We start from the raw sequence: 22,239 nt of genomic DNA, 5'->3' as shown, positions 1-22,239 counted from the left end.
ACGGAGCTGGCGGACCATCACATCAAGGAGAGGCGCGCTTCCCAGGGGTGAGCCTGACCCACCTTGCGGTATCCCCAGGATCGATAGGCCGCTTGAGCTGCCTCGGCTTCTGGTAGCGAATTGAGCAGTACGCGCTCTTCGTTGCCTTCTGCCAGTACCGCCTCTTGAAGCCGCCGACCGACTCCGAGGCGGCGCCAGGGCGCCCGCACCGCGAACTCCATGAGACCGAAGGTGCGTTGGCCATCCTCCCGTCTGAGTTCATCCGAGACGGGAGTGTTCATCCGGTCCCACCAGTCGGTCTTGGCGCTGAGCGGATAGCCGTACGCGATGCCGACCGGTTCACCCTCGCCAGTACGGGCAAAAGCGGCACGGAAGGTGGACTTGCGGACCTGGGAGCGAAATCGGCGAAAGGTCGCCTCCACCGATTCCGGGGTTTCCTCGTACGGTTCCTCAGCGAACACCTCGGCGTAGACACGCCTGAACGCGGGCTCGGCCCGCGCGGCGGCGGGGCCGTCCAAGGCCTCAACGGTGATCGTTTCTGACACGGTCAATTGAGGCTTCCTCTCTGGCGCGCCGGGCCACTACTGCGTCTGTGTAGAGTTCTGTCGTGAAGTCGTCTACGCCGATTCCGAGTTCACTCATGACAGACCGGACGTCGTCAAGCGCTGATGAGAGTTCCTTCTCTTCCGGGACCATGGTCTCTACTTCCAGAAAGGTTCCTTCGATCTCCGGAACCTGGACCAGTGTGGCGAGCATGCTGCGCCCACGCGTCGTGAACTCGTAGTTCCTGCACTGCTTCTGGAATGCGATTGCCGGCACATATCTGAGTCCGCGCAACATGGCGTGAACGGCCTCCGGGTTGTCCACACGCGTCTCGTGTTCTGGCTTCGATCCGGACTCCGAATCAACCCGGGGGCACTTGTACGTAAGAACAGAGTGTGTCGAGGTGGGCCCGTGGATCGTACGGACTCGCAATTCTTGATCTCGCGCGGCGATACTCCCCGACTGGTCGTCATAGTAGGTGTCCTGATAGACCTCGACCCGCCCCTCCGCCATGCGTTCAAGCTTCCCCATGACGTACTCAGGGTCATGGACACGCGCTTTTAGCTCTGCCTCGATCAACGCACGATCCTCCGTTCAGACGGTACGGACTCCTGTTTCAATCATGGATGCGAACATTCGCTGAAACCCTCGATGCAGCGGGCCGTGTGGGGTCTCCATGATCCTGTACGTAGCCGATTCATGCCCTTCCCAGCCGGAATCGAAGGCTGAGACAAACAGAGTTTCGTCCAGCCTGATAATGCGCCATGTTGGGCGAATTTGATAGCGATATACTTGCAGGTCGCAATCGCTCGACAGCTCGCGCAATCGAGCCTCGGCCAGCTTGACGCCCCCGGAGAGCGATTCGGCCGATTCCCCGATTTCCGCCGCGCGCACGGTAAGGGCGGTCGATTCAGGATCAAGCAGCAAAACGCGAAGTTGCGGCGCCTGCCCTTCCGGTCGAGTAAGTGACGGTCGAAGTAGGGAATCCTTCAGGCCGACAAGGCCGAGTCCGCGTACGGCAAGGACATCGACCTGTCGAGCCGACGCGGCAAGTTGACGGATGTCTTGGGATGCGGCGGCTTGAGTGGCGTACACCCGGACGACTTCCGGAAAGGCGGCCAGATCGAACGCCTGCCCGCCGCTGCGCGTGTCGCGCGCCGATGCGAGGCCGAGCAAATGCCGGGCGCAGTCAGGCATGTTCAGCCCGTCCGCGATCCGCTCGAATACGTCAAGGCGCGTGATCTCTCGTCGTCCGTTGATGACCTCGTTCACCCGAGCCTGTGTCATGGCTACGGCCATAGCAATCCTGGACTGGCTCGCACCGCCGTATTGCTGGACGCGGCGGAACACCGCACCCATGTTGCGATCTCGTAGGGCTTCGCGGATTTCCGCCCGCTGCCATGCCCACTCGGGCAATTCGATCGGTACGAGTGCCGTCGGCATGATCCTCCCCCGGTATCGCGGTGGGATGAAGAGCCATCCCACGGTGAGATTACCGCTCGGATATGGGCCCATGCCGTCCTTCGCTGAATCATGACCAGACGAGTACGACAGACCCCCGCGGCCGTGGCGACGGCCCGGGGGCTTGGCCATCAACCCCGGGAGGTTGACGACGTGACCCAAAATATCGCGAGACTGGTCGCACCGCTGCTGCGGCTGTTACTGCCCGCACGAGGGCGTCACCGGTCCTTCGACTGTCTGCCCACCGTTAGGTGTAGGGATGCGCAGACCCTGGTGCTTGCCCGTGTGCCCGGCGGAAGGGAGGAGCTGTTGCGGGGCGAGGACGCGGCCCTTATCCGGCCGTACGCCCTCACTGCGGAGGAGTGGCAGAAACGGCGGTTGGAGTACGGGCGGCGACGGGGGCCGTTGTTCGCGACATACGGCACTGAAGCCGGCCCGCGCTGGCTGCACGGCCTCAAGGCGGCAGGCTGATGAGTCCAACCGACACCATCCGGCTCCTGCCCTGGTCGAGCCCGGACGGGAAGCCGTGCTTCCTCGCAGGCGATGGGAACGGCTACGTATCCCGGCTCGCCGACGAGATGGAGGAGGCGCAGCTCGACTCCGCAGCCGAACTCGGCGAAGAGGCGCACCGCATCCTCGCGGGCCGGGCGTGGACACCAGGCGAAATCCACCTGCTGGCCCTGGAATTGGCCAGCTCCCTCGCCAACGTACGTCGGGTCGCGGAGAGCCGAGGTGCGCGCCTGCCCGTGCCGGACGATGACGGCCCCAAGGCCGATGAAGGCCCCGGTGACCAGGACATCAATGACGAGGGCAGCGGGCTACAGCTTCCGGCAGAGGCGTTCGGATGATCCGGGCACGGTGTGCGGGCGTGCCGTCACGGCTGCGCACCGAAGTTCATCCATTGAAGTCCGCCCACCCCACCACCGAAATCCACCCACCGAGAGACATCGAAGAGAAGGGAAGGTAATGCCCACCACAGTTGACGAGCGCCCGCCTGCCAAGCCATTAATCGACGCCCCGGACCTACGGCTCCCGCTGAGCACCGACGGGGCCGCGTCCATGCCGGAGCTGTCGGACCACGAGGGACCGGCGCCGTTCGCGTTCCGGTTCCTCACGCCCGTCCCGGCCACGGGCGGCATTCTGCCGAGCGATGTCGAGTACGACGAGGAGTCCCAGACCGGCGTCCACGAGAATCTGCCGCCGGGCGTCTACATGACCAAGAACCCGCCGAAGACCTACGGGCCGACGGCGCCCACGGGCCAGATGGACGCGCCGGACGACCCCGGACCGAGCGACGACTGATGACAGGCGCCGGACACGTTCTCATCCTGGCGGGTCGCTTCGACCCGACCTGTGATCTGATGGTTGAGGAGCTGAACCGGCGCGCCGTGCCCGTCTTCCGGGCCGATATGGCCGAGTTCCCGCTGAGGCTCACGCTTGCCGCGAGCCTCAGCGGGAACCGCTGGCACGGCACGCTGGCCCACGACCGCCGCACGCTCGACCTCGCCTCGGTACGCTCCGTCTACTACCGTCGCCCGACCCGCCCGAAGTTTCCTGAGCAGATGGCCGGCGAAGCTCGCAAGGTTGCGGAGACCGAGGCCCGTTGGGGCATCGCCACGGCCTCCGTACGACGCATCCCACCCTCCTGGTTGGAACGTTGCCGCGTCGGCGGCATCCTGGTCGTCCCCCTCAAAGGCACGCTCGCCGGCGGAATGATCGCCCGGCTCACGAAGCTGCCGGACGGCACGGCGGCCGGCCGCATCCTGCACACACCCGCCGCCTTCATGCCGCTCAAGACCGGCACCGAAGCTGAGGGGCAGGTGCCCGAAATCCCCGACCGCCCATGTCGTGATGCCGGGCTCTCCGGGCGGGTGCTGGATGACTGGACGTTCTCGTTCTTCGCCCAGCTCCACATGCCCCGCGGTCTCATCCGCACGTACGGCCGGAGCGACGACGGCCTGCACGTCACGACGCTGTACGACCCTGCGGGCGGCTCAGCCACTCGTATCGAGGACATGGCTGAGGGGACGCCGCTGGTGACCTCCACCGGACCGCACGACCTGTGGACGCCGATCGAGGCGGCCCATCGGCGATGGCGGCAGCTCCACCGGCCACGACGTGAGTGGTTCAGCATCGAAGCGACCCCGGCTGAGCAGACCGTGACCTATACGGCGCCGGACGGCCGGGTCCACCGCTGGACGATCTAGGGGGAGACACCCCCTGGGCCCGCCTGAGTGCGGCGACGATGCTGACAGCGTGGGGAAGTGCGCGCGGCCTGCCCTACGAGGGCCCCGGGCCGCCTCCTTCGGAGGGAAGGAGGCGGCACACGTCAGGAGAAAATCGTGTGCACCTGATCGACCGCTTCGGGCCCGTAGCCCACCACGCCCACGGGGACCGCGCCGTCGATCGCCTCGATGACACGCCCGGCCCATACTGGGCCGAACCCCCCGCACAATTCGATGAGTTGCACCCCCTCAGCCACCAGGCGGCGCGCGACCTCGATGCCCTCCTCGGGCTTCTCCACCCCGACGAACACACTGCGGCACGTACCCGTGTCCACGGCGCTGACATCGCCACCTGCCGCGCTGCCGTCCGCCGTGTAGATGAACCCCCAGTGCGTGAGCGCCATGCGTATCGACCTCCTGTGATCGTCCGGGCCACCAGCCAAGCAGAATTGGGGCGGAAATGGCCTGGATCGGAGATGATCCGTGAGTGATCCGCGCCGCACAGCGGAGGCCCGCACCGTCCGCGCACAACAACGCCGACCACACTCGCGCGTGACCGTCCGACAGGCCCTGGCTCCGACGCGTCGAAGACCGCGGGATCTTGTCCGAAACAGGGGGCTAGTGAAATGGGTGAAATGTCCGTAGTGGCTCCGTCCGGGGAAACGTCACCGGCGCGGGACTACCTGGAGGCCGTTCTGGATCTGCTGGAGGAACACGCGCTCAACCGCGACCGGTTGGACTGGGCGCGGGTACGGCGGGATGCGGAGGCGCAGATCGCGGACGCGACCGCGACGGAACAGGCCTACGGGGCCATTGACGCTGTGCTCGACCTGCTGGGGGATCCGCACACCTTCTTCCTCCGCCCTCAGGACGCCGAGGAGGTGCGCGACCAGGAGGCCGCGCCGGCCGGGCCCGTGCCCACCGGGCGCCTGATCGGCGGGGGTTTCGCGCACCTCATCGTCCCGGAGGCCGACGGGGGAATGGAGGCGGAGGGGCGGTACATACGAGAAGGGGCCGCCGCCGTACGCGACCTGGACCGTCACCACCCGAAGGGCTGGGTCGTGGACCTGCGCGGCAATACCGGCGGCTCGATGTACCCCATGCTCACGGTGCTCGCTCCGCTGCTCGGACACGGGCACCTGGGATCCTTCGTCGACGCCGCGGGCGAGGTGTCCGGACGCTGGCTGCTCCGGGACGGTGTGGTGTACGTGGACGACGAGGCGCTCTCGGCGGCCCCCCACCCGTATCCGCTGGCCGAACCCGAGCCGCCCGTCGCGGTCCTCATCGACGGAAGGACCATGAGCGCCGGAGAAGCCACCCTCATCGCGTTCCTCGGCATGCCGCGGGTACGGACCTTCGGGGCGCCCACTGCCGGACTGGCGACCGGGAACGCCGCCATCGACCTGACCGATGGCGCCGTTCTCGTTCTCACGGTGGCCCGCGAGGCCGATCGGACCGGCCGCCTCTACGGCAACGCGCCCATCGCCCCGGACCGGCCCACGCCCGGGGACGCCGACGCGCTCACCGACGCCGTGGTGTGGCTACGGTCCGTCCGGACCCCGTCCCCAGGGGGGAACCGGGCGAACGGATGAGGCCGTCAGCCGGGCCGACTGCTCCGGGGCGTCAAGGGACGCGCACCGCCCGTGGGTGACCGACCCCCGGCCCTCCCTGGCCACCCCGGCATCTATGCGTGTAGAACGTACCTACCCGTTCGAAAGGAACCGTCCATGGACGCCATCTCCGTCATCCGCACCAAGCGCGACCGCGGTGAGCTGACCCCCGATCAGATCGACTGGGTCATCGACGCCTACACCCGCGGCGAGGTCGCCCATGAGCAGATGTCGTCCCTGGCGATGGCGATCTTCCTCAACGGTATGAACCGCACGGAGATCGCCCGCTGGACGGCCGCGATGATCGCCTCCGGCGAGCGGATGGACTTCTCCTCCCTGCCCCGCCCCACCGCCGACAAGCACTCCACCGGTGGCGTCGGTGACAAGATCACTCTGCCGCTCGCCCCGCTCGTCGCCGCCTGCGGTGCCGCCGTCCCGCAGCTCTCCGGCCGGGGCCTCGGCCACACCGGTGGCACCCTCGACAAGCTCGAAGCCATCCCGGGCTGGCGCGCGACGCTCTCCAACGAGGAGATGCTGAACGTCCTGCGCGACGTCGGCTCCGTGATCTGTGCCGCGGGTGATGGCCTCGCGCCCGCCGACAAGAAGCTCTACGCGCTTCGCGATGTCACCGGCACCGTCGAGTCGATCCCCCTCATCGCCTCCTCGATCATGTCCAAGAAGATCGCCGAGGGCACCGGTTCCCTCGTCCTGGACGTCAAGGTCGGCTCCGGCGCCTTCATGAAGGACCTCGACAACGCCCGCGAACTGGCCTCCACGATGGTCGAGTTGGGCACCGACCACGGGGTGAGGACCGTCGCGCTGCTCACCGACATGGCCACCCCGCTCGGCCTGACCGCCGGCAACGCCCTCGAAGTCCGGGAATCCGTCGAGGTATTGGCCGGTGGTGGCCCGCAGGACGTCGTCGAGCTGACCCTGGCGCTGGCCCGCGAGATGCTCGACGCGGCCGGCCTCAAGGACGCCGACCCGGCCAAGGCGCTGGCCGACGGCTCCGCCATGGACCACTGGCGCCGCATGATCAGCGCCCAGGGCGGCGACCCCGACGCGGCCCTCCCCGTGGCCCGCGAACAGCATGTCGTCACCGCCTCTTCCTCCGGCATCCTCACCACCCTCGACGCCTACGCCGTCGGCCTCGCCGCCTGGCGCCTGGGCGCCGGCCGCGCCCGTAAGGAGGACCCGGTCCAGGCCGGCGCGGGTGTGGAGCTGCACGCCAAGCCCGGGGACACCGTCACCGCGGGCCAGCCCCTGCTGACCCTGCACACCGACACCCCGGAGAAGTTCCCCTACGCCCTGGAGGCCCTGGACGGCGGCGTACTCGTCGGCCCCGAGGGCGCGGCCTTCGCCACCACTCCGGTGGTGCTGGAACGTATCGCCTGACCTGGGGTTTTCTCGTATGGGTGAACGGGATCGGTGGACCTGTGCCGGTCCCGTTCGGCATGCTGGGATCGGTGACGTACCGATAGAGGAGACCGCCATGAGCGCACTCACCGTCGACCACACCTCGGGTAACAGCTCCGAGTGGGACGACCTCGTCCGTATCTGGGAGCAGGCGGACGCACCCGAGGGCTGGAAGGTGGAGATCATCGAGGGGATCGTCACCATGTCGCCGCCGCCCGACAACATCCACAACTTCATCGCTGTGAAGGTCCAGCGTCGTCTGTACTCCGTGCTCCCGGAGGACTGGGACGTCTACCAGACCCTCGGCACGGGGATTCCGCTCCGCAAGGGCCTGTATATCCCGGACCTCGCCGTGGTGCCGGATGATGTTGTGCTCGACAAGTCCGGTGAATACGTCCAGGCATCCGAAGCAAAGCTGATCGTCGAAGTCACCTCGAAGTCCAACGCGAGCAACGACCGGATCGCGAAGGCGGCGGGGTACGCACGAGCTGGCGTCCCGCTCTATCTGCTGGTCGACCGATGGGCTCCCGCCGGTCCGGCTATCACGCTCTACGGCGAGCCAACGGGCGATGTCTATCGTGTGCTCCAGGCCGTGAAGTTCGGCGATGAGCTGGTGCTTCCCGCACCCTTCGGTCTCACCCTGGACACGGGCATCTTCCCCGTCGACTGACGACGAACAACGACGAAGAGCCCGCCCCACCAGGACAGGTGGCAGGGCGGGCCCTTCGGACTGAGGGTGGCTACGCGGCCTTTTCCAGGTGGAGGAGGCGGCGTTCGGCCACGGCCTTGCGGGTGGCGTAGAGGGTGATCGAGGCGGCGCCGAGCATCGCGGCGAGGCCGAGGAGGACGGTGCCCTCCCAGCCGACGGCGTGGAAGGCAGCGGCGCCGAGCGCGCCGCCCAGGCTGCTGCCGACGTAGTACGCGCACTGGTACAGCGCCGACGCCTGGGCGCGCGCCGTCTTGGCGGTGCGGCTCACCGAGGACGAGGCAACGGCGTGGCCCGCGAAGAAGCCCGCGGTGATCAGGATGAGGCCGGCCAGCACCGCGGCGACGGAGTCGGCGAGGGAGAGCAGCAGACCCGTCGAGGTGGTGCCGACGGCCAGGTACAGGGCGCCGCGGCGGCCCACCCGGGCGACCAGCTGGCCGGCCGCGGCCGAGGAGACCGTACCGACCAGGTAGACCACGAAGATCGAACCGACAATGCCCTGCGGGAGGTTGAACGGCTCGGAGACCAGGCGGTAGCCGATGACCGTGTAGACCGCGCCGAAGACCGTCATGAACAGCCCGCCGATGGCGTAGAGACGGCGGAGCAGAGGGTCGGCGAGGTGGTTGCCGAGCGTACGGGCCAGGGCCCGCGGGCCCACCGAACGGGGCGCGAAATGCCGGGCCTTGGGGACCAGCAGCCGGAACGTCACCGCGCACACGACAGCCAGCACACCCACCGCGGCGAGCGCCGCCCGCCAGCCCCAGGCCTGGGCGACCCAGCCGGTCACGATCCGGCCGGACATCCCGCCGATGCTGTTGCCCGCCACGAACAGCCCGATGGCCGCCACCAGCGCCTTGGCGCGCACCTCCTCGGCCAGGAAGGCCATCGCGGAGGCCGGCAGTCCGGCGAGTGCGACGCCCTGGATGCCGCGCAGCGCGATCAGCGCACCGAGCGACGGGGCGAACGGCACCAGCATCGCGATCAGCGCGGCCACCGAGAGGGACACCGTCATCAGCGTGCGCCGGCCGAAGCGCTCGGAGACCGCGCTCAGCGGGATCACGCCGAGCGCCAGGCCGAAGGTCGCCGCGGATACGGTCCAGCTCGCCTGGTCCGGACTCACCCCGAGGTCACCGGAGATCGCGGGCAGCAGCGCCTGCGTGGAGTAGAGGAGGGCGAAAGTGGCCACTCCGGCGGCGAAGAGGGCGAAGCTCATCCGGCGGTAGCCGGGGCCGCCCGGCCGCAGCTTGCCCGCTTCGGGGTCGGGCGCGGCGGCGGTAGAGGAGTCAGGGGACGACTGGGGAGAGGCGGCCGCACGGTCGGTGACGGACGCCCCGGTATCAGCGGGAGGCATGTTTCGAAAGTAAGCCTCTGTGTTTCATGCGTCCAATGCATGGAAACGGCATAATCGATGCTGTGGCACATGATCGCAGGTCGCAAGGGCCGCTGTTGCAAGGTCGCAACAGAAAAGACACCGCCGGTTCGGGCCGGGCCGGGGTGGACACGGGGGAGGTGGCCGAACTCGGCGCCGACTCGTGGGCGGTGACCCTCGCCCCGCGGCTCGCCCAGTTCACCGCCGTCGCCCGGCACGAACACGTCACCCGCGCCGCGCAGGAGCTCGGGATGCCGCAGCCGACGCTCAGCCGGGCCATCGTCCGCCTGGAGGAGGACCTCGGCGTCGCCCTCTTCGCCCGGCACGGCCGCACCCTCTCCCTCACCCCGGCGGGCCGCGCCTTCCTCGCCTCCACCGAACGGGCGCTCACGGACCTGGAGCGGGCGACGGAGTCCGTACGGGCCGATGTCGACCCCGCGGCCGGGAAGGTGGCGTTCGGCTTTCTGCACACCCTCGGGTCGGAGACCGTGCCCGGTCTGATCCGCAGCTTCCGCGCCGACCATCCGCGCGTCCGCTTCCAGCTCGTCCAGAACTACGGCGAGGCCATGATCGAGCGGCTGCGGGCCGGCGATCTCGATCTGTGTCTGACCTCGCCGGTGCCCGACTACCCGGACCTGGTCGCCCGGCGGCTCGACGAGCAGAAGCTGCGCCTGGTCGTCCCGGACGACCATCCGCTGGCCGCCCGCAAGCGGATCCGGCTCGCGGAGGCCGCCGGCGAACTGTTCGTGACCCTCGAACCGGGCTACGGGCTGCGCCGGATCACCGACGCGCTGTGCGCCGAGGCGGGTTTCACGCCGAGGGTCGCGTTCGAGGGGGAGGAGGCCGAGACGCTGCGCGGACTGGTCGCGGCCGGGCTGGGCGTGGCCCTGCTGCCGCCGCCGGCCGTCCCCCGCCCCGGCGTCGCCGAGCTGACCGTGACGGCACCGCGCGCGGTCCGCGAGATCGGCGTCGCCTGGCTGGACGGCCATCCGGACACCCCGCCGGTGGCCGCGTTCAAGAAGTTCCTGCTGAGCCGGCGGGGGCGGCTGCTGCCCAGGTGACGATCGCCGTCGCATGGGGCCCATGGTGTGTTCAGTGCCGCGGTGAGGCCCCGACCGGCCCGCGGCCAGGTGACGGGCGCGACTGGCCGGGGCCTGCGGCGGTCGGGGCGGCAGCGATGCCCGGCGCCCGCCGCCGGAGGACGGTGGTGCCGGGGCCCGCTGCGTTCAGTGCCGCAGTGACGCCCCGAAGCCCGCTGCCAGCGGCATCCGCAGGCCCAGCGGCGGCGGTGCGGCCAGTGCGTCCTTCACCGGTCTGGCATAGCCCCGGGCGAACAGCGAGCCGAGCATGAAGTCGGCGGCCAGGGCGAGGACTTCGGCACGGTGCTGATGCAGCGAATGGCCGTCGGAGTGCACCTCGAAGCGGCAGATGTCGCGGTTGACCTTCTTGGCGCGCTCGGCATAGCGGTACGACAGATCCGGGTCGGTGCGCTCGTCGTTGGTGCCGTGGATGAGCAGGACCTGCCGGCCGATGAGCTGTTTCACCGGATCGGGCGGTGCGCCGTCCGGGTGCGGGTCGGGCAGCCAAGGGGCGATTGCCAGCACGGAGTTGACGGCGGGGTGCCCCGCGGCGTGCAGGGCGGCGCGGGCGCCCATGCCCGTACCCACGAGGCAGACCGGGACATCGCCGTAGCGGCGGACCACCTCCTCCAGGGCCCAGTCCGCGTCCCGCGCCGGATGGGCCTCGGTCCCGTTCCAGCCGCTGCAGCGGTAGCGCACGACATGGGCCGTCAGACCTTCAGGGCGTCCCGCCTTCGCCAGCCGGACCGCCAGTGGGCGCACCGCCAGTGCCGCCACCGGCGACGGGCGCCGCACGCCGGTCGGTCCGCCACCGGGCAGTAAAAGCGCGACCCCGCTCACCTCCCGGCCGGTGCCGCGCCGGCCGCCCCTCCACCGGAGCGCTTCCCGTGCCCCTTCCTTGCCGGCCGTTCCCAGCGGTTTTCCCAGCCGGGCCTCACGCACCGGCAGCGCTTGCTGAGCCATGACCAGAACGATGGCAGAAGGAGGCGTGCCCGCCACCCCGTGGACGGGTCACTGTTGCGTATCGTTCGATGAGATCTACGCGCGTAGGGGCTAGAGTGCCGAGATGACGAGCGAGACCACCACCCAGCCGACCAGTGAACAGATCCGCCGCGCCCCCAAGGTGCTGCTCCACGATCACCTCGACGGCGGCCTGCGCCCCGCCACCGTCGTCGAGCTGGCCCGTGAGAACGGCTACGAGGGACTGCCCGAAACCGACCCGGACAAGCTCGGGATCTGGTTCCGTGAGGCCAGTGACTCCGGCTCGCTCGAGCGCTACCTGGAGACCTTCGCCCACACCTGCGCCGTCATGCAGACCCGCGACGCACTGGCCCGGGTGGCCGCCGAGTGCGCCGAGGACCTGGCCGCCGACGGTGTGGTCTACGCCGAGGTCAGGTACGCGCCCGAGCAGCACCTGGAGCAGGGTCTGACCCTCGAAGAGGTCGTCGAGGCGGTCAACGAGGGCTTCCGCGAGGGCGAGCGCCGGGCCCGCGAGAACGGCCACCGCATCCGCGTCGGGGCGCTGCTCACCGCCATGCGGCACGCCGCCCGCGCCCTGGAGATCGCCGAACTCGCCAACCGCTACCGGGACACCGGCGTCGTCGGCTTCGACATCGCGGGCGCCGAAGCCGGCTACCCGCCCACCCGCCACCTCGACGCCTTCGAGTACCTCAAGCGGGAGAACAACCACTTCACCATCCACGCCGGTGAGGCCTTCGGTCTGCCGTCGATCTGGCAGGCCCTCCAGTGGTGCGGCGCCGACCGCCTCGGCCACGGCGTCCGGATCATCGACGACATCGAGGTCGCCGACGACGGCTCGGTCAAGCTCGGCCGGCTCGCCTCGTACGTGCGGGACAAGCGCATCCCGCTGGAGATGTGCCCGACCTCCAACCTCCAGACCGGCGCCGCCCCCTCCTACGCCGAGCACCCCATCGGCCTGCTGCGCCGGCTGCAGTTCCGGCTCACGGTCAACACCGACAACCGGCTGATGAGTCACACGAGCATGTCCGAGGAATTCGAGCACCTGGTCAAGACATTTCGATACACGCTCGATGACATGCAGTGGTTTACAGTCAATGCGATGAAATCAGCGTTCATTCCTTTCGATGAACGTCTGGCCATGATCAATGACGTCATCAAGCCCGGTTACGCGGAACTCCGGGCCGAATGGCTGTTCCGTCCGGGGACCACAACGTCCCCTGTGAGCAGTCCTTCTGACCCTGCGTAAGGGGTGGCGCGAGCCTATAGCGCAACGGCCGGTGGAATGTCCACCGGCCGTTTTTTCTTTCGTCGTGGCTGTTTGCGGGGCCGGTTGCCGCCTCAGTAGGTTGATTTGCCGGTCAAGCCCCCATCATGAGGACGTAATTCGATGAAGCAGGGAACCATCAAGACTCTCGGTACCGTCGCGCTCGGTGCCGCTTTCGCCGTCACCGCCGCGGGCGTCGCCAGCGCGGCCCCGCTCGACACCACCGGGGTGCTGAAGAGCCTGCCGGTGAAGGACGCCACCAAGACCGTCTCCGGGCTCACCAAGGCCAAGGCGACCGGCAACGACGTCAAGACCAAGGTCAACTCCCAGGGCAACAAGCTGCTGGGCGGCCTGCCGACCAACGCCGTCACCAAGACCCTCCCCCTGGGTGGCTGATCCCGCCACGCGGCTCGTCCCCTAGGGACGCGTCATGCGCCGTGCCCCGGCCGAACGCCTCGTGCGTACGGCCGGGGCATCGTCGTGTGCCGGCGGGAAACCGGGCGGCGCGGGGCCGGTTCGACAGCCGCGCCGGGCTGCGGGGTGGCCTGCCGGGCAGCCTGCGGGGTGGCCTGCCGGGCGGCGCGGTCACCAGGCGGCGGCGCCGGTGGCGGCCTTCTCCTCCGAGGGGAGGAATATCCACAGCGCCAGGTAGACCAGGAACTGCGGGCCGGGCAGCAGACACGACACCACGAAGAGCACGCGCATCGTCGTCGGCGTCATACCGAAGCGACGGGCCAGGCCCGCGCACACTCCGGCGATCATTCGGTTGTTGCGGGGGCGGACCAGTGCGGCGGCCATGATGCGGGCTCCTTTGCGACTCGGTGGGGCGTTTGCCCCGATGTCTCAAAGGTAGGTCCGGCTGCCGGAGAGAGCATCAGCCTGCGGGGCCAGTCCGACCCTGGGGATTCTCGGGGTTACCTCCCCGAGATCCCCGTACCGGCGACGCAGCCGGCGCCTGGCCCCGGGGACCACCGTCAGGTGCGCCAGGGCCACTCCGAGCGAGCCGAGCAGCACCGAGTCGATGTCCGGGACCCGGCCGGGCACCCCTGACTGCAGCAGCTCGATGGCCAGCGCGATCATCGCCCCGGCGAACACGGTGCGGGTCAGGGACACCAGCGGAGAAACGTTCAGCCGGCCCGCTGAGAGGGGCAGCAGCACGCCCAGCGGCGCCAGCAGCAGCACCGAGCCGCCCAGATGCTGGATGGCGTCCCACGAAGGGCCGGTCGCCAGCTCGGCCTGGATCGTCGCCAGCGGTTCGAGGTTCGTGGCGGACACCCAGGGCACCGTGCGAGGACGCAACGTCAGCCAGCCGACGATCAGCAGATGCGCCACAAGGAGGAGAAGTCCGGTGACGCGCATACGGGGGACGGCGGTGGTGCCGGGGCCATGACGCTGCACAAAGGCCAGGACGCGACCGGCGGTGGCTGTGGTTCCGCCCAATTGCGCCCGTCTTGGCCCGCCGGGTCAGCCCTCTTCCGACAACGGGTCTCCCCAGCCGGTGTTCTCCGCGATGTCCGGATTGGCCAGCACCTCCGCGGAGCAGTCGTAGCGGTGCGCCGTATCGTCGCCCGGTCCGCCCAGTACCGCCGCATGGGTCCGGCCCAGCGCCGGGCTCGCGCCGTAGGTGCACACCAGCTGGGCCAGTGCGAACGACGGCAGATCGTCCGGCCGGATGCTCAGCCGCAGCGCATCCGCGGGATCGCCCGCGCGCGGCGCCGTGACCTTCAGGTCCTGGGGCAGCGCGCTGCTGAAGCCGGCCCGGTCCTCGTCGGACGACGGCTGCCGCTGCAGCTCCTTCAGCAGCGCACGGGCGGTCGGCAGCCGAGGTTCGGCGCTCGCCGTGTTCTTGGGCAGCGACACCGTCCGCTCCACCTGGGCCAGCGCCGAGCCGCACACCAGATAGACGGTGGCCTGGGCCCCGCCGGGCGGGTTGGGCGCCGGGTCGCTCGCCGGGGCCTTGCAGCTCACCCGCGAGGGCGCGCCGCCCGCATCGACCGGTACCGAGGTGCCCCGGATCCCGCAGCCCGCGGCGGCGAGCGTGAGCGCCACCACAGCGGCGGTGCGCCGCCCCGTCCGCCTGATCGGCGTCATCGCCCGTCCTCCGTGCCCTCGTCATCCGGGCGGGCCGTGCCGCCGTCCCTCCGGTCGCCGTCCGTCAGCGGCGCGGCGTCCATCGGCAGCCGCAGTGTGAAGACCGCGCCGCCTTCGGGGAGGTTGGCCGCGGTGATCTCCCCGCCGTGGATATGTGCGTTCTCCAGCGCGATCGACAGGCCCAGACCGCTGCCTTCCGAGCGCGGCCGGGAGGCGCTCGCCTTGTAGAAGCGGTCGAAGACATGCGGAAGGACTTCTTCCGGGATGCCGGGGCCGTGATCCCGTACACGGATCACCAGCGTGCCGCCCCCGGGCCGCTCCGCGCCCGCCTCCGGTTCGGACCGCCTCGGCCCCTCGTCCTCCGTACCGGCCTCCGGTCCGCCGGACGCGTCGGCCGCGGCCGGGACGCCGGCGACGGCCGTGCTGCCCGTCAGGCCGCCCGCACCGTCACCCGCCGCGTCCTCGGTGTGGACCGAGACCCGCACCGGTGAGCCGCCGTGCTTGAGGGCGTTGCCGATCAGATTCGCCAGGATCACATCGAGCCGCCGCGGGTCCAGACGGGCCACGATGCCGCGGTCCGCGTCCAGCTCGACCGCGTCCAGCCAGGCCCGGGCGTCGATACACGCGGTCACCTGGTCCGCGACATCGACATCGTCCAGCACCAGCCGGGCCGTCCCCGCGTCGAAGCGGGTGACCTCCATCAGGTTCTCCACGAGGTCGTTCAGCCGCCGGGTCTCGCCGACCACCAGCTGCACGGCCGGCGCGATCATCGGGTCGAGGGAGTCCGCCTCCTCCTCCAGCACCTCGGAGACCGCGGTGATCGCGGTCAGCGGCGTCCGCAGCTCGTGCGACATATCGGCGACGAACCGCCGGGACGCCGCCTCGCGCCCGCTCAGCTCCTCGACCCGCTGCTCCAGACGCTCCGCCGTACGGTTGAACGTCCGGGACAGATCGGCCAGTTCGTCCGTGCCGGTCACCCGCAGCCGGGTGTCCAGCCGCCCCTCGCCCAGCTGCCGCGCCGCATGCCCCAGCCGCTGTACGGGCCGCAGCACGGTCGTCGCCGCGGCCTGCGCCAGCAGCGCCGAGCCGACCAGCGCGAGCGCGGTCGCGATCCCCAGCGACCAGGCCAGCGAGTTGAGGTCCTGCCGCTCGGTGGCCAGTGACTTCATCATGTAGCCGGTGGGCCCGCCGCCGATCACCTTCGCGCCGGCGACGAGGTAGGGGGCGTCCCCGACCTCCTTGCGCTGCCAGTACAGATGGTGCGGATAGCGGTTGGACTCGTCGACCGGGCGCACCTCGTCGACCGCGGTACGCAGCGACACGGGCACGCTGTTCAGCGTCAGCAGATTCTTGTTCGTGGTGGCCGCGCAGGCCTTGCCCTCGCGGTCGACCCCTATCAACAGCACCGCGTAGTCCTGCGGCCCGGCCGCCATCTGCCGCGCCGCGTCCTGCAGTTCGGCACAGCGCGGACGCAGCGGAAGGGACCGCGTACTGTCCTCCAGCGACTTGCGGAAGTCGTTGAGGACGGCGTTCTGGGTGCGCTCCAGAACGGTGTTGCGATTGAGCCAGTACGCGATGCCCGACGCCGAGACCGCCGCCGTCAGCGCCACCAGCGCGAAGACCACGACCAGCCGCAGCCGCAGACTGGTCCAGCGCAGCAGCCCCGACGCACGGCGCAGCCCGCGCAGCACCCGCTGCATCCGCCGGCCGGCCGAGGGTGCGGCCGTGTCCCCGGCCTCGCCGCCCGCGCCGTCCTTCGTCGCACCGCCGCCCGCGGAACGTTCCCTCACTGCGGCGAATCCAGCCGGTAGCCGACGCCGCGGACCGTACGGATCAGGGTCGGCGAGGACGGCACGTCCTCCACCTTCGCCCGCAGCCGCTGCACACACGCGTCCACCAGGCGCGAGTCGCCGAGGTAGTCGTGCTCCCACACCAGCCGCAGCAGCTGCTGCCGGGACAGCGCCTGACCGGGCCGGCGGCTCAGCTCCAGCAGCAACCGCAGTTCGGTCGGTGTCAGTTGCAGATCCTCGCCGTTCTTGGTGACCGTCATCGCCGACCGGTCGATCACCAGCGAGCCGAACGTCGCCGAATCACTGGACTCCCGCTCGCCCCGGCGCAGCACGGCCCGGATCCGGGCGTCCAGCACCCGGCCCTGGACCGGTTTGACGACATAGTCGTCGGCGCCGGACTCCAGCCCCACCACGACGTCGATGTCATCGTTACGCGCGGTGAGCAGGATGATGGGCAGCTGGTCCGTACGCCTGATCCGCCGGCACACCTCGAAGCCGTCGATGCCCGGCAGCATCACATCCAGCACGATCAGGTCCGGGCGCTGCTCACGCAGCAGCTTCAGGCCGTCCTCGCCCGTCGCCGCGGTCACCACACGGTGACCCTGGCGGGACAGCGAGAGTTCGAGGGCCGTGCGGATGGCGTCGTCGTCCTCGATCAGCAACAGGAAAGGCACTCAGCCATTCTGGCCCATGGGACGCCGGGACATCGACCAGTGGTGCTCTCGTACACAAGGCCCACGCGCGTGAGGCCCTCGCGACGCGCCGCACCGGGGCCTGTGACAGGCCTGTGACAGTCGACGGACAACGCGATGAAACTGGCTTGGCAGTCTTTTGGGCACCGGGAGAGATCAACAACCCGGACACACCGAACGAGCTGGCTCTACGACGGGGGGCGCGAGATGAACACACTGCACGGCACCACTTCCAGCGCAGTTATCACGCGACTCCACGATGTCGTCCGGTCCGGCGAGAAGGCCGGTGCCGTGCGGGGATGCACCCGCGGCACCGCGCGTCAGCGGCCGCCCTTCATGGTGGCCATCGACGCGACGACGGTGGAACTCAACCGTGGGCACGGGGGCAATGCCGCCCACGGGGGAGAAAACGGGGGAAACACCGGGGGAGCGGAGTACGGGGAGGCCACGGGGGAACGGCGTTCCCCGGCGGAGACGGCGGAGGCCGAAGCGGCCTTCACCGCCTACGTCCAGGAGCGCCGGGCCTCCCTGTACGCCACCGCCTACCACCTGACCGGCGACCGCTACGAGGCCGAGGACCTGCTGCAGAGCGCGCTGTTCTCGACCTACCGGGCGTGGGACCGGATCAGTGACAAGGCGGCGCTCGGCGGCTATCTGCGCCGGACCATGACCAATCTGCACATCAGTGCCTGGCGCCGGCGCAAGCTCAACGAGTACCCGACCGAGGAGCTGCCGGAGACGGCCGGCGACGTGGACGCGATGCGCGGCACCGAGCTGCGCGCCGTGCTGTGGCAGGCGCTGGTCCGGCTGCCCGAGACGCAGCGCACGATGCTGGTGCTGCGCTACTACGAGGGCCGTACGGACCCGGAGATCGCGGACATTCTCAACATCAGTGTCGGCACGGTGAAGTCGAGCATCTGGCGTGCCCTGCGCCGGCTGCGTGAGGACGAGGTCCTCAGCTTCGGCCGTGACGAGGAGGAGTCCTTCGGCGAGCTGGTGGCCTGAGGACCCCGGGGGGGAGCCCGAGGGGGACCAGGGGGAACGCCCGAGGGGGGAACGGGGATACGGGGGAACCGGCCGAAGCGGAGTGATCCACGGAGGCCGGACGTATCGGGGGATACGGGGGAAGTACGGGGGAGCAGGGGGGATCACGGGGGAGAGAAAAGCGGGTTCGGACGGCCGGGGGGTCTGTCCGAGCCCGCTCCTTCGTGTGTGCCTCCGCATGCAGCTCGCGCGCCCGCGCCACCCCGACCCGCGGATGCGGCACCGGCTTCCGTGAACCGGTCGCCGCCCGTCTGCCCGTCCGCCCGCCGGTCGCCGCCCGTCCGCGCGCCGCCCGTCCGCCCGCCGGTCGCCGCCGCGCGTCAGGAACGTACGGCCGCCTCCACCGTGTCCGGTGCCCCCGCGGCCGATATGCGGGCCAGCGCCTCCGGCTTGGCACAGGGGTGCGCGCCCAGGGCGGTGTGCCGGGCGACGACCGAGCGTTCTTCGCGCAGCAGCCGCAGTCCGCGGCGTACGAGATACGGGGCGGACTTGCGGCCCTCGCGCAGATCCCGCGCCAGCCGCCGGCGGAAGGTGGTGGTGGGCCGGCCGCGCAGACACAGCGCATCGGCCAGCAGCCCCGCGGCCCGGCAGTCCGCGATGACCTCGGCCGCGAAGATGCCCTCCGCGATGAACAGCGGGGCGCCGCCGAGGTCGAGACGCGTGGCGCCGACCCGGGCGCTGGCCGCGATGTCGTAGACCGGGACGTCGGCACGCCCCGTACGGCACAGCGCGTCGATGGCCGCGAGGGCGGCGCCGGCGTCCCAGGACAGCGGTGCGTCCCAGTCGGCGCCGCCGCCGTCGGGCAGTTGCGGCAGTGTCGGGTCCGTCCCCTCCTTGTAGAAGTCGTCGAGGTTCAGGACGGGGAGGCCGCTGCGCATGGCCAGGGAGGTCTTCCCGGAGCCCGACGGGCCGGTCAGCAGAACGACCCGGATGGGGAGCGTGGGGGAGGACGGCGTGTTGCACGAGTGGGAGCTCACGGGCACCCATTGTCGCGTATTGCGCCGTGTGGGGTACCCCTGGCGCGCGAGGTGGATCGGCCCCCGCAGCTCAACTACGCTACGCAGTCAATTGATTACCCGAATGCTGTGGCTCGTACAGCACTTCGACCCCTTCGATCCACAGGCAGGTGGCACATGCCCTCCCATGCGCGTCCCAAGCCCAGCCGTGTTCCCCGCACGTTGCTGCGGGCCGGACTGGTGATCTCCGCGGCCGGTGCCGCGCTCGCGGCGGGCGGTGCGGCCACGGCGAGCGCGGCCCCGGCCGCCGCGGACCGCGGCACCGACACCGGTGCCGCGGCCTCCGGACTGACCGGCGCACTGCTGCACTCCGCGGCCGGCGGCCTCGGCCCGGTCAAGAACCTCCAGCTGGACCCGCTGGCCAACACCTCCGTCGACCCGCTCGCCAATGCCGTGAGCACCCAGATCGCCGACTTCAAGCCGGTGGGCACCGAGCTGCTGACCGGCACCCTCTCGAACGGTGCCGCGCTCAAGGACCTGCCGCTGGTCGGGCAGGTGACGAGGGTGCTGCCGGGGTGACGGGGCCCCGTTGAGGAGTTCGGCGACATGTCCGGCCCCGTGTGCCGGCGCCACAACAGTGCGGGGCCCCGCCACGAAGGAGAGGCCCCGCACTGTCGTTCGTTCCGCGGACGCCGCCAGGACGCCGGTGCGCTCTAGACGCCCATCGGATGCCAGACCGTCTTCGTCTCCAGGAACGTCAGCAGACGGCCGGTGCCGGGGTCGGCGGTCCAGTTCACCGCCGACGGGCGGAGCACCCGCTTGAGGTTGTCGGCCGCGGCCGTCTCCAGGTCCTTCGCCAACGCGTCGTCCGCGCCCGCCAGATCGAGGGCGTTGACGTCCTGGTGGGCGGCGAGCGGGGCCGCCAGTTCCGCGGTGCGGCCGGAGAGGATGTTGACCACGCCGCCCGGGAGGTCGGAGGTGGCGAGCACCTCGGCCAGGGAGAGGGCGGGCAGCGGAGCGTTCTCGGCGGCCGCCACGACCACCGTGTTGCCGGTGACGATCGCCGGGGCGATCACCGAGACCAGGCCGAGGAAGGACGAGTCCTGGGGGGCCAGGACCGCGACCACGCCGGTCGGCTCGGGGGAGGAGAGGTTGAAGTACGGACCGGCCACGGGGTTGGCGCCGCCGGCGATCTGGGCGACCTTGTCGGACCAGCCCGCGTACCAGACCCAGCGGTCGATCGCCGCGTCCACCTGGGCCGTGGCCTTCGCCTTCGACAGCCCCTCGGCGGCGGCGACCTCGGCGACGAACTGGTCGCGGCGGCCCTCCAGCATCTCGGCGATGCGGTAGAGGATCTGGCCGCGGTTGTAGGCCGTGGCGCCGGACCAGCCGGCGAACGCCTTACGGGCGGCGACCACCGCGTCCCGGGCGTCCTTGCGGGAGGCCAGCGGGGCGTTGGCGAGCCATGTGCCCTTGGAGTCGGTCACCTCGTACACCCGCCCGCTCTCGGACCGGGGGAACTTGCCCCCGACGTACAGCTTGTAGGTCTTGAAGACGGAGAGTCGGCCAGTCAGCTCAGACATTGAGGTACGCCTCCAGACCGTGCCGGCCGCCCTCGCGGCCGTAGCCCGACTCCTGGTAGCCGCCGAAGGGCGAGGCCGGGTCGAACTTGTTGAACGTGTTGGACCAGATGACGCCCGCGCGGAGCTTGTTCGCCATCCACAGCATCCGCGAGCCCTTCTCCGTCCAGATGCCGGCGGAGAGGCCGTAGGGGGTGTTGTTGGCCTTCTCCACGGCCTCGGCCGGGGTGCGGAAGGTCAGCACGGACAGCACCGGGCCGAAGATCTCCTCGCGGGCGATGCGGTGCGCCTGGGTGACGCCGGTGAACAGCGTCGGGGCGAACCAGTAGCCGGTGGTGGGGAGTTCGCAGGAGGGTGACCAGCGCTCGGCGCCCTCGGCCTCGCCCGCGTCGGCCAGCGCGGTGATCCGGGCCAGCTGCTCGGCGGAGTTGATGGCGCCGATGTCGGTGTTCTTGTCGAGCGGGTCGCCCACGCGCAGGGTCTGCATCCGGCGCTTGAGGGCGTGCAGCAGCTCGTCCTGGACGGACTCCTGGACCAGGAGGCGGGAGCCCGCGCAGCAGACGTGGCCCTGGTTGAAGAAGATGCCGTTGACGATGCCCTCGACGGCCTGGTCGAGCGGTGCGTCGTCGAAGACGATGTTCGCCGCCTTGCCGCCGAGCTCCAGGGTCACCTTCTTGTCCGTGCCGGCGACCGTACGGGCGATGGCCTTGCCGACCTCGGTGGAGCCGGTGAAGGCCACCTTGTTGATGTCGGGGTGGGCTACCAGAGCCGCGCCCGTGGAGCCCTCGCCGGTCAGGATGTTGACGACGCCCTTGGGCAGGCCCGCCTGGCGGCAGATGTCCGCGAAGAACAGGGCGGAGAGCGGGGTCGTCTCGGCGGGCTTGAGGACGACCGTGTTGCCGGTCGCCAGCGCCGGGGCGATCTTCCACGCGAGCATCAGCAGCGGGAAGTTCCACGGGATGACCTGGCCCGCGACGCCCAGGGGCCGAGGGTTCGGGCCGTAGCCCGCGTGGTCGAGCTTGTCGGCCCAGCCCGCGTAGTAGAAGAAGTGCGCGGCGACCAGCGGCAGGTCGGCGTCCCGGGACTCGCGGATCGGCTTGCCGTTGTCCAGCGACTCCAGCACGGCCAGCTCGCGCGAGCGCTCCTGGAGGAGCCGGGCGATCCGGAAGAGGTACTTGGCCCGCTCGGCGCCGGGCAGCGCGGACCACTTCTCGAAGGCCTTACGGGCGGCCTTCACGGCGCGGTCGACATCGTCGGCGCTGGCCTGGGCGACCTCGGAGAGGACCTCCTCGGACGACGGGGAGACGGTCTTGAAGACCTTGCCGTCGGAGGCCGGGGCGAACTCGCCGTCGATGAACAGGCCGTAGGACGGCGCGATGTCGACGACCGCGCGGGACTCGGGTGCGGGTGCGTAATCGAAGGTCATGGGAGC

The 22,239-nt window shown here is 70.2% G+C and carries 25 protein-coding genes; 11 read left to right on the top strand and 14 right to left on the bottom strand.

The genetic code is table 11. The features are described from left to right. Positions 1–17 precede the first annotated feature (17 nt). The 3 genes from SLV14N_RS14655 to SLV14N_RS14645 are packed head-to-tail and all read right to left on the bottom strand — an operon-like array spanning position 18 to position 1,986. On the bottom strand, positions 18–545 hold the full coding sequence (locus SLV14N_RS14655) for a GNAT family N-acetyltransferase (protein ID WP_336298245.1): 528 nt from the start codon (positions 543–545) through the stop codon (positions 18–20). Further along, the gene (gene cyaB, locus SLV14N_RS14650; RefSeq protein ID WP_263269568.1) at positions 523–1,122 is read right to left on the bottom strand and encodes a class IV adenylate cyclase; all 600 of its coding nucleotides are present in this window, start codon (positions 1,120–1,122) and stop codon (positions 523–525) included. The genes SLV14N_RS14655 and cyaB overlap by 23 nt, the downstream gene beginning before the upstream one ends. A gap of 15 nt (positions 1,123–1,137) precedes the next feature. After that, positions 1,138–1,986 (bottom strand): helix-turn-helix domain-containing protein, encoded by an 849-nt coding sequence (locus SLV14N_RS14645; protein WP_263269566.1) that lies wholly within the window; start codon positions 1,984–1,986, stop codon positions 1,138–1,140. 488 nt (positions 1,987–2,474) lie between these two features. Between SLV14N_RS14645 and SLV14N_RS14640 the strand changes: the two genes are divergently transcribed. The 3 genes from SLV14N_RS14640 to SLV14N_RS14630 all read left to right on the top strand — a co-directional run bounded on the left by SLV14N_RS14640 (position 2,475) and on the right by SLV14N_RS14630 (position 4,211). Then, positions 2,475–2,852 carry a hypothetical protein gene (locus SLV14N_RS14640; RefSeq protein WP_263269565.1) on the top strand — a complete coding sequence of 126 codons (378 nt, stop codon included), beginning with the start codon at positions 2,475–2,477 and terminating at the stop codon, positions 2,850–2,852. 211 nt (positions 2,853–3,063) lie between these two features. After that, complete coding sequence (locus SLV14N_RS14635) at positions 3,064–3,306, top strand: hypothetical protein (RefSeq protein WP_263269564.1); 243 nt, start codon at positions 3,064–3,066, stop codon at positions 3,304–3,306. After that, the gene (locus SLV14N_RS14630; protein ID WP_263269562.1) at positions 3,306–4,211 is read left to right on the top strand and encodes an MvdC/MvdD family ATP grasp protein; all 906 of its coding nucleotides are present in this window, start codon (positions 3,306–3,308) and stop codon (positions 4,209–4,211) included. Before SLV14N_RS14635 ends, SLV14N_RS14630 begins: the two co-directional genes overlap by 1 nt. Before the next feature lie 122 nt (positions 4,212–4,333). Here SLV14N_RS14630 and SLV14N_RS14625 read toward each other — a convergent pair whose 3' ends face one another. Beyond that, complete coding sequence (locus SLV14N_RS14625) at positions 4,334–4,633, bottom strand: DUF6506 family protein (protein WP_208681282.1); 300 nt, start codon at positions 4,631–4,633, stop codon at positions 4,334–4,336. Positions 4,634–4,864: 231 nt separating this feature from the next. On the opposite strand from SLV14N_RS14625, the gene SLV14N_RS14620 reads away from it, so the two are divergent. From SLV14N_RS14620 to SLV14N_RS14610, 3 genes are all read left to right on the top strand, one after another. Next, positions 4,865–5,821, top strand: coding sequence for a S41 family peptidase (locus tag SLV14N_RS14620; protein ID WP_263269560.1), 957 nt, complete (start codon positions 4,865–4,867; stop codon positions 5,819–5,821). A gap of 135 nt (positions 5,822–5,956) precedes the next feature. After that, positions 5,957–7,234, top strand: coding sequence for a thymidine phosphorylase (locus tag SLV14N_RS14615; protein ID WP_263269558.1), 1,278 nt, complete (start codon positions 5,957–5,959; stop codon positions 7,232–7,234). Positions 7,235–7,331: 97 nt separating this feature from the next. Further along, on the top strand, positions 7,332–7,925 hold the full coding sequence (locus tag SLV14N_RS14610; RefSeq protein WP_208681279.1) for a Uma2 family endonuclease: 594 nt from the start codon (positions 7,332–7,334) through the stop codon (positions 7,923–7,925). Between the two features lie 70 nt (positions 7,926–7,995). Here the strand turns inward: SLV14N_RS14610 and SLV14N_RS14605 are convergent, their stop codons facing one another. Beyond that, positions 7,996–9,312, bottom strand: coding sequence for an MFS transporter (locus tag SLV14N_RS14605; RefSeq protein WP_208681278.1), 1,317 nt, complete (start codon positions 9,310–9,312; stop codon positions 7,996–7,998). A 95-nt stretch (positions 9,313–9,407) separates the two neighbouring features. On the opposite strand from SLV14N_RS14605, the gene SLV14N_RS14600 reads away from it, so the two are divergent. Continuing rightward, on the top strand, positions 9,408–10,391 hold the full coding sequence (locus SLV14N_RS14600; RefSeq protein WP_202443589.1) for a LysR family transcriptional regulator: 984 nt from the start codon (positions 9,408–9,410) through the stop codon (positions 10,389–10,391). Positions 10,392–10,556: 165 nt separating this feature from the next. Here the strand turns inward: SLV14N_RS14600 and SLV14N_RS14595 are convergent, their stop codons facing one another. Then, the gene (locus tag SLV14N_RS14595) at positions 10,557–11,372 is read right to left on the bottom strand and encodes an alpha/beta hydrolase (protein WP_208681277.1); all 816 of its coding nucleotides are present in this window, start codon (positions 11,370–11,372) and stop codon (positions 10,557–10,559) included. A gap of 103 nt (positions 11,373–11,475) precedes the next feature. Here SLV14N_RS14595 and SLV14N_RS14590 point away from each other — a divergent pair, with 103 nt between their 5' ends. Together SLV14N_RS14590 and SLV14N_RS14585 are read left to right on the top strand one after the other, a co-directional pair. Beyond that, positions 11,476–12,636, top strand: a complete 1,161-nt coding sequence (locus SLV14N_RS14590) for an adenosine deaminase (RefSeq protein ID WP_208681276.1) — start codon at positions 11,476–11,478, stop codon at positions 12,634–12,636. A 141-nt stretch (positions 12,637–12,777) separates the two neighbouring features. Further along, entirely contained in the window at positions 12,778–13,050 is a 273-nt protein-coding gene (locus tag SLV14N_RS14585; protein WP_127152735.1) for a hypothetical protein, read from the top strand. Between the two features lie 189 nt (positions 13,051–13,239). Here the strand turns inward: SLV14N_RS14585 and SLV14N_RS14580 are convergent, their stop codons facing one another. From SLV14N_RS14580 to afsQ1, 5 genes are all read right to left on the bottom strand, one after another. Further along, positions 13,240–13,452: a PspC domain-containing protein gene (locus SLV14N_RS14580; RefSeq protein WP_208681275.1), complete on the bottom strand. Its 213-nt coding sequence runs from the start codon at positions 13,450–13,452 to the stop codon at positions 13,240–13,242. Between the two features lie 45 nt (positions 13,453–13,497). Further along, positions 13,498–14,013 (bottom strand): VanZ family protein, encoded by a 516-nt coding sequence (locus SLV14N_RS14575; protein WP_208687876.1) that lies wholly within the window; start codon positions 14,011–14,013, stop codon positions 13,498–13,500. A 105-nt stretch (positions 14,014–14,118) separates the two neighbouring features. After that, positions 14,119–14,745 (bottom strand): hypothetical protein, encoded by a 627-nt coding sequence (locus SLV14N_RS14570; protein ID WP_259670279.1) that lies wholly within the window; start codon positions 14,743–14,745, stop codon positions 14,119–14,121. Then, positions 14,742–16,445, bottom strand: coding sequence for a HAMP domain-containing sensor histidine kinase (locus SLV14N_RS14565; RefSeq protein WP_263273147.1), 1,704 nt, complete (start codon positions 16,443–16,445; stop codon positions 14,742–14,744). Before SLV14N_RS14565 ends, SLV14N_RS14570 begins: the two co-directional genes overlap by 4 nt. Positions 16,446–16,531: 86 nt before the next feature. Continuing rightward, positions 16,532–17,209: a two-component system response regulator AfsQ1 gene (gene afsQ1 / locus SLV14N_RS14560; RefSeq protein ID WP_026169550.1), complete on the bottom strand. Its 678-nt coding sequence runs from the start codon at positions 17,207–17,209 to the stop codon at positions 16,532–16,534. 225 nt (positions 17,210–17,434) lie between these two features. On the opposite strand from afsQ1, the gene SLV14N_RS14555 reads away from it, so the two are divergent. Beyond that, positions 17,435–18,232 (top strand): SigE family RNA polymerase sigma factor, encoded by a 798-nt coding sequence (locus tag SLV14N_RS14555; RefSeq protein WP_208681273.1) that lies wholly within the window; start codon positions 17,435–17,437, stop codon positions 18,230–18,232. Positions 18,233–18,591: 359 nt separating this feature from the next. On the opposite strand, the gene SLV14N_RS14550 is transcribed toward SLV14N_RS14555, so the two are convergent. Next, entirely contained in the window at positions 18,592–19,248 is a 657-nt protein-coding gene (locus SLV14N_RS14550; RefSeq protein ID WP_208681272.1) for an ATP-binding protein, read from the bottom strand. A 156-nt stretch (positions 19,249–19,404) separates the two neighbouring features. Here SLV14N_RS14550 and SLV14N_RS14545 point away from each other — a divergent pair, with 156 nt between their 5' ends. Then, positions 19,405–19,806, top strand: coding sequence for a hypothetical protein (locus SLV14N_RS14545; RefSeq protein ID WP_208681271.1), 402 nt, complete (start codon positions 19,405–19,407; stop codon positions 19,804–19,806). A 134-nt stretch (positions 19,807–19,940) separates the two neighbouring features. On the opposite strand, the gene SLV14N_RS14540 is transcribed toward SLV14N_RS14545, so the two are convergent. Then, on the bottom strand, positions 19,941–20,810 hold the full coding sequence (locus tag SLV14N_RS14540) for an aldehyde dehydrogenase (protein ID WP_263269553.1): 870 nt from the start codon (positions 20,808–20,810) through the stop codon (positions 19,941–19,943). After that, positions 20,803–22,233, bottom strand: coding sequence for an aldehyde dehydrogenase family protein (locus SLV14N_RS14535; RefSeq protein ID WP_263269551.1), 1,431 nt, complete (start codon positions 22,231–22,233; stop codon positions 20,803–20,805). The genes SLV14N_RS14540 and SLV14N_RS14535 overlap by 8 nt, the downstream gene beginning before the upstream one ends. Positions 22,234–22,239 lie beyond the last annotated feature (6 nt).

The organism is Streptomyces sp. Je 1-4 4N24, from assembly GCF_026239515.1.
Lineage (GTDB): Bacteria > Actinomycetota > Actinomycetes > Streptomycetales > Streptomycetaceae > Streptomyces > Streptomyces nigrescens.
Note: the sequence above shows the minus strand (reverse complement) of the source record. Positions and strands in the feature narration are given on the sequence as shown.

Bases quoted from the DNA above. Each gene is read 5' to 3' on its own strand.
- SLV14N_RS14575 (WP_208687876.1), bottom strand. From the start codon at position 14,013: ATGCGCGTCACCGGACTTCTCCTCCTTGTGGCGCATCTGCTGATCGTC.
- SLV14N_RS14640 (WP_263269565.1), top strand. From the start codon at position 2,475: ATGAGTCCAACCGACACCATCCGGCTCCTGCCCTGGTCGAGCCCGGAC.
- SLV14N_RS14565 (WP_263273147.1), bottom strand. From the start codon at position 16,445: ATGCAGCGGGTGCTGCGCGGGCTGCGCCGTGCGTCGGGGCTGCTGCGC.
- SLV14N_RS14555 (WP_208681273.1), top strand. From the start codon at position 17,435: ATGAACACACTGCACGGCACCACTTCCAGCGCAGTTATCACGCGACTC.
- SLV14N_RS14535 (WP_263269551.1), bottom strand. From the start codon at position 22,233: ATGACCTTCGATTACGCACCCGCACCCGAGTCCCGCGCGGTCGTCGAC.
- SLV14N_RS14615 (WP_263269558.1), top strand. From the start codon at position 5,957: ATGGACGCCATCTCCGTCATCCGCACCAAGCGCGACCGCGGTGAGCTG.
- SLV14N_RS14610 (WP_208681279.1), top strand. From the start codon at position 7,332: ATGAGCGCACTCACCGTCGACCACACCTCGGGTAACAGCTCCGAGTGG.
- SLV14N_RS14580 (WP_208681275.1), bottom strand. From the start codon at position 13,452: ATGGCCGCCGCACTGGTCCGCCCCCGCAACAACCGAATGATCGCCGGA.
- SLV14N_RS14590 (WP_208681276.1), top strand. From the start codon at position 11,476: ATGACGAGCGAGACCACCACCCAGCCGACCAGTGAACAGATCCGCCGC.
- SLV14N_RS14540 (WP_263269553.1), bottom strand. From the start codon at position 20,810: ATGTCTGAGCTGACTGGCCGACTCTCCGTCTTCAAGACCTACAAGCTG.
- SLV14N_RS14570 (WP_259670279.1), bottom strand. From the start codon at position 14,745: ATGACGCCGATCAGGCGGACGGGGCGGCGCACCGCCGCTGTGGTGGCG.
- SLV14N_RS14625 (WP_208681282.1), bottom strand. From the start codon at position 4,633: ATGGCGCTCACGCACTGGGGGTTCATCTACACGGCGGACGGCAGCGCG.
- SLV14N_RS14545 (WP_208681271.1), top strand. From the start codon at position 19,405: ATGCCCTCCCATGCGCGTCCCAAGCCCAGCCGTGTTCCCCGCACGTTG.
- SLV14N_RS14605 (WP_208681278.1), bottom strand. From the start codon at position 9,312: ATGCCTCCCGCTGATACCGGGGCGTCCGTCACCGACCGTGCGGCCGCC.
- SLV14N_RS14595 (WP_208681277.1), bottom strand. From the start codon at position 11,372: ATGGCTCAGCAAGCGCTGCCGGTGCGTGAGGCCCGGCTGGGAAAACCG.
- SLV14N_RS14585 (WP_127152735.1), top strand. From the start codon at position 12,778: ATGAAGCAGGGAACCATCAAGACTCTCGGTACCGTCGCGCTCGGTGCC.
- SLV14N_RS14635 (WP_263269564.1), top strand. From the start codon at position 3,064: ATGCCGGAGCTGTCGGACCACGAGGGACCGGCGCCGTTCGCGTTCCGG.
- SLV14N_RS14645 (WP_263269566.1), bottom strand. From the start codon at position 1,986: ATGCCGACGGCACTCGTACCGATCGAATTGCCCGAGTGGGCATGGCAG.
- SLV14N_RS14620 (WP_263269560.1), top strand. From the start codon at position 4,865: ATGTCCGTAGTGGCTCCGTCCGGGGAAACGTCACCGGCGCGGGACTAC.
- SLV14N_RS14630 (WP_263269562.1), top strand. From the start codon at position 3,306: ATGACAGGCGCCGGACACGTTCTCATCCTGGCGGGTCGCTTCGACCCG.